Source organism: Duganella vulcania (genome assembly GCF_009857655.1).
Classification (GTDB): Bacteria; Pseudomonadota; Gammaproteobacteria; order Burkholderiales; family Burkholderiaceae_D; genus Rugamonas; species Rugamonas vulcania.
Genome location: NZ_WWCX01000214.1, coordinates 1,252 through 2,617, shown reverse-complemented (window position 1 = coordinate 2,617; position 1,366 = coordinate 1,252). Strand labels below are relative to the sequence as shown.

Sequence of the window (1,366 nt, the reverse complement as noted above, 5' to 3'; positions counted from 1 at the left end):
AACCTGCTAAGGTTATAGGGACAAGCCGTACGGGCAATTAGTATCAGTTAGCTTAATGCATTACTGCACTTCCACACCTGACCTATCAACGTCCTGGTCTCGAACGACCCTTCAAAGAGCTCAAGGCTCTGGGAAATCTCATCTTAAGGCAAGTTTCCCGCTTAGATGCTTTCAGCGGTTATCTCTTCCAGACTTAGCTACCCGGCAATGCCACTGGCGTGACAACCGGTACACCAGAGGTCTGTCCACTCCGGTCCTCTCGTACTAGGAGCAGCCCCCTTCAAATTTCCAACGCCCACGGCAGATAGGGACCAAACTGTCTCACGACGTTTTAAACCCAGCTCACGTACCACTTTAAATGGCGAACAGCCATACCCTTGGGACCGGCTACAGCCCCAGGATGTGATGAGCCGACATCGAGGTGCCAAACTCCCCCGTCGATATGAACTCTTGGGAGGAATCAGCCTGTTATCCCCAGAGTACCTTTTATCCGTTGAGCGATGGCCCTTCCATACAGAACCACCGGATCACTATGTCCTACTTTCGTACCTGCTCGACTTGTCAGTCTCGCAGTTAAGCACGCTTATGCCATTGCACTATTAGCACGATGTCCGACCGTACCTAGCGTACCTTCGAACTCCTCCGTTACACTTTAGGAGGAGACCGCCCCAGTCAAACTGCCTACCATGCACTGTCCCCGACCCGGATAACGGGCCAAGGTTAGAACCTCAAATGAACCAGGGTGGTATTTCAAGGATGGCTCCACGAGAACTGGCGTCCCCGCTTCAAAGCCTCCCACCTATCCTACACAGATTGATTCAAAGTCCAATGCAAAGCTACAGTAAAGGTTCATGGGGTCTTTCCGTCTAGCCGCGGGTAGATTGCATCATCACAAACACTTCAACTTCGCTGAGTCTCGGGAGGAGACAGTGTGGCCATCGTTACGCCATTCGTGCAGGTCGGAACTTACCCGACAAGGAATTTCGCTACCTTAGGACCGTTATAGTTACGGCCGCCGTTTACTGGGACTTCAATCAAGAGCTTGCACCCCATCATTTAATCTTCCAGCACCGGGCAGGCGTCACACCCTATACGTCCACTTTCGTGTTTGCAGAGTGCTGTGTTTTTATTAAACAGTCGCAGCCACCAGTTTATTGCAACCCGTTCGCCCTACTGAAGTAAATCAGCCAAGCTACAAGGGCGTACCTTTTCCCGAAGTTACGGTACCAATTTGCCGAGTTCCTTCTCCCGAGTTCTCTCAAGCGCCTTAGAATACTCATCTCGCCCACCTGTGTCGGTTTGCGGTACGGTCTCGTATGACTGAAGCTTAGAGGCTTTTCTTGGAACCACTTCCGATTGCTTCAGC

The 1,366-nt window shown here is 51.5% G+C and carries 1 rRNA gene (cut by a window edge); it reads right to left on the bottom strand.

Going from position 1 to position 1,366, the window contains the following annotated elements:
- Positions 1-16: 16 nt before the first annotated feature.
- A 23S ribosomal RNA gene (locus GTP90_RS35355) occupies positions 17-1,366 on the bottom strand (its annotated part continues 1,251 nt past the right edge of the window); the annotation flags it as partial.